Origin of the sequence: Kitasatospora sp. NPDC093558 (genome assembly GCF_040683475.1) — a bacterium.
Taxonomy (GTDB): Bacteria; Actinomycetota; Actinomycetes; order Streptomycetales; family Streptomycetaceae; genus Kitasatospora.
Map to the genome: position 1 here is coordinate 1 of NZ_JBFBDY010000636.1, position 3,497 is coordinate 3,497.

At 71.3% G+C, this 3,497-nt stretch carries 3 protein-coding genes and 1 pseudogene; all 4 read right to left on the reverse strand.

Features of this window, described 5'->3' with window-relative positions; genetic code table 11:
* Positions 1 to 754 (reverse strand): class I SAM-dependent methyltransferase (locus AB0O00_RS32870; protein ID WP_363658047.1); only part of this gene is annotated, 754 nt, incomplete at its 3' end.
* A 95-nt stretch (positions 755 to 849) separates the two neighbouring features.
* On the reverse strand, positions 850 to 1,749 hold the full coding sequence (locus tag AB0O00_RS32875) for a transporter substrate-binding domain-containing protein (RefSeq protein ID WP_363658049.1): 900 nt from the start codon (positions 1,747 to 1,749) through the stop codon (positions 850 to 852).
* An 11-nt stretch (positions 1,750 to 1,760) separates the two neighbouring features.
* A complete protein-coding gene (locus tag AB0O00_RS32880; protein ID WP_363658051.1) occupies positions 1,761 to 2,804 on the reverse strand; it encodes a hypothetical protein in 1,044 nt (347 codons plus the stop codon).
* Positions 2,776 to 3,497: pseudogene (locus tag AB0O00_RS32885) on the reverse strand (hypothetical protein); the annotation flags it as partial. The pseudogene AB0O00_RS32885 and the gene AB0O00_RS32880, both read right to left, overlap by 29 nt.

Sequence of the window (3,497 nt, forward strand, 5' to 3'; positions counted from 1 at the left end):
GGTACGCCGGGCCGACGAGGCTGCGCAGGTCGTCGGCCCGCCGCCGGGTCTCTTCCTCCAACCGGATGTAGTGCGTGAGCAGTTGGTCGCTACGGTCGTCGAAGTCGACGCCGGTCAGGCCGACTTCGGGCAGGCGCTTCTCGTAGTAGCCGGGCGTGGCGAGGCTCTCCACCTGGAGGCGGGCGACCACCTCGTGCAGCGACTCGGGTGCGACGCCGTCCGCCGCCATGACGTCGGTGAAGACGAGGTCGCCGGCCGGCCGCAGGACGCGGGCCGCCTCGCTCAGCAGGCGGTCGCGGTCGGGGCTGTGACAGAACGCCTCCTGCGACCACACCACGTCGAAGTGCCCGTCGGGGAACGGGATGTCCTGGAACGAGCCGGTCACGACCTCGATCAGCCCGTCGAGGCCGCGCTCCGCGTTCGTCCGCCGGTGGCGCTCGTTCTGCGACTCGCTGATGTTGAGCGCGACCACCCGGCAGCCGAAGGTCCCGGCCAGGTAGCGGGTCGGGCCGCCGTACCCGGAGCCGAGGTCGAGCACCGTGACCCCGGGCGTCCGGAGCCGCTCGGCGATCCGCGCCGCCGCCCGTTCGCACGTCCGCCGGGACGCCGTCCCGACCGGCTCGTGCGCGTCGAGGTAGATGCCGGTGTGGATGTTCTCCCCGCCCCACACGGCGGAGTAGAACCCGTCGACCTCGCTGCTCCCGTAGTACCGCCGCACCGTCTCCACCGCGTCCGCGATGCCGTCCTGAGCCATGCCGCCGCACCCTCCTCGCGCCGTTCCGCTACCTTCCCGTCACTGTACGTGAGTTGAGTGCGGGTCACGGACGAATGGGCGGGGTCCGTCCGCCGTCATTTCGAGCAGAGGTTGTCCGAGGTGCTGATCAGCGGCTGGAACGCATCGCGCAGGTTGACATCCGACACGTCGAGGCCGAAGTTGAAGTTGCTGCGCAGTTCGGTCACCCAGGCCGAGCTGTTGACGTACGCGTCGAGCCGGCTCCGCAGCCACTGGCAGCCCGAGGTGTGCCCCGGGGGCAGCGCGGCCACCAGCGTCTGCACCTTGCCGAACCGGCCGTCCGCCATGACGTACGGGGCCTGGCCGTTCACCTTGACGTTGACGGCCATGCCGCGCAGGACGAGGTAGTCGGAGACGAAGGCGTCCACGGAACCTGCGTTCAACGCATTCAGGCAGTCGTCGGGGTACTTGGCGTCGATCGGCTGATTGGGCTTGGGACTGATCTCGTTGTCGACGAAGGAGCGGGCGGTGGTCTGCGCCACCGTGCAGACCCTGAGCGGGGACAGATCCTCCTGGTGCTGGACCGTGACGGGGTGCGCGGCCAGGGTGAGCGCGCCGAGCGGCGTCTTCAGGTACGGGCCGACGAGGTCGAACTTCTGCTCGCGCTCGGCGGTGTCGGAGATGTCCGCCACGACGAGGTCGACCCCGTTGTGGTTGGTGTTCCCGTCCAGCAGTGCGTCCTGCCAGGACTGGGCGGAGAGCGGGACGGAGGAGTACTTCACGCCCGCGTCGCCCATGACCTTGGCCACCATCCTGGGCTCGAAGCCCTGGAAAATGCCGTTCGGGTCCTGCACGGACATGCCGGGGGCCGCCGTCTTGAACCCGATCCGGACCGTCTGGTCGAAGGGCCCCGGACGGTCCGGTCCGGAGGAGCAGGCGGCGAGCAGCAACGGCAGGACCAGCGTGGCGACGGCGGCGACAGCGGCGGGTGTACGGAAACGGCGCCTGGCGATCACAGCGGAACCCCTCAGCCTTCGAAGTTGACGGTGTTCGTTTTGATTTGGAAGGAGCAGTGCTCGGGCGAGCGCAGAGTCAGCGTCAGGGTCACACTGGTCCGGTGCGCGGGCACGCTCGCCCGGACCGCCTCATCCAGGCGGCGGCCGGTCCACGTCTGACCGTCGATCGACACATCCACGGTCGTCGTGTGACAGGCGCCACCGTTCGGGTTCGAGTCGCTCAGGTTCAGCGGGAGCACCAGGCGGGTGCGTCCTGCGGGCACGTCGACCTTGGTGTTGGCAACGGGACCAGTCTGCGTGGGGGCGTTCGGCGGGCTCGTTTTTTCTGAAAGCACATCCATGTCCCAGACCACCGGCACCGACTCCGCCGGCCGGTCGCCGTCGGCCGAGACGACCGCCCAGATCACGGCGGCGAGGACGACAGCGCAGGCAGCGCCGCCGGCCACCCACCACTTGCGTCGGCTCGGCTGCTCCGGGCTCTCCGGCTCGGGCTTCTCGGGCTCCTCGGGCTTTCGGGGCGGGTCCGGTCGCGTCAAGTCCTGCCTGGCACTATCCGGCAGCCCCTCGATGTCCCGGCAGAAGTCGAGGATCTGTGCCTGCGAACCCCCTGCCACCAGCCAGGTGAACTCGCTCAACGGATCGGGGACCCCCGGCGCGGTGCTGCTCCCCCAGCCCTGGGTGCGCAGCCAGCCGCCGATGTCCAGCAGCCAGATCCGGAAGCGCTCGGGGTGGCGCGAGTCGAGCACGGCGTTGAAGAACCCCAGCCAGGAGACGGCGCGTTGGCCGCCGGCGAGGCGTCGCGCCTCCTCGTAGAGCGCCTTGCGCGCTGCGGGCGGGTTGCTGTGGTTGATGCAGGAGCGGGTGATCCGGGTGAGGTGCGTGTGTGTCGCGTTGTCCGACGTGACCTCGAACTCCACGACCCCCGGCGCCTGCCGGATGCTGTGCACCAGGTCGGCGCGCCGGTCCGCGTTCTCCAGCAGCGGGATCTCCTTCAACGCCGCCGTCAGGACGTGCACCGCGCGTTCGTCAAGCTGCCGCATGTGTGCCGCCTCCACAGCTCGCCGCGAGCAGGGCGTCCAGGTCGCCGACCGCCCGGTGCCCGCCCGCCAGCCGTCGCACCGCCGCGACCAGGGCGCGGAGGGCGGCGCAGGGGGCGAGGTTGTCCAGGCAGGCGCCGGCGATCTGCTCGAGGTGGGGCAGGGTGAGCGAGTCGCCGCGGGGGCGGATGCCTTGGTCGGCGGGGAGCACGGCGTTGATCCGGCGGACGAGGTCGTGACGGTTCTGCACGTCGTCCAGCGCGGGTATCCGGAACAGCGCGTCGGCCCACTCCTCACGGCCGACCGCCGGGCGCGCAGCAGCCGCCGGCACGTCGAGCAGCGCCCGCAGTTGCCCAACCGGCGTCATCCACCCTCCCACCGGGTCGCCGTCGTCCTCGGTGCCCTTGACCACACCGACCACCAGCCCGCTGCCCGGGTCGACCACCATGCTCCCGCTGAGCCCCTTACGGATCCACCCCTCGACGAGCCGGACGAAGCCGCCCGACGGGCCGGCCACCGTCAGCCGCGCGGTGTCCGGCTGCACGCCCGCCGCCGGGGTGGCCGTGGTGAAGCCGTGCGCGGAGAGCTCGGTGCCGGCCGGCGCCTCGTCCGAGGCGAGGGCGGCGACCGGACGACCCTCGCCGACGTGTGTGCGCAGCACGGCGAGGTCGGGCGCGGGGTGCTGGTCGCTGCCGGCGGGCCGGTCCGGGG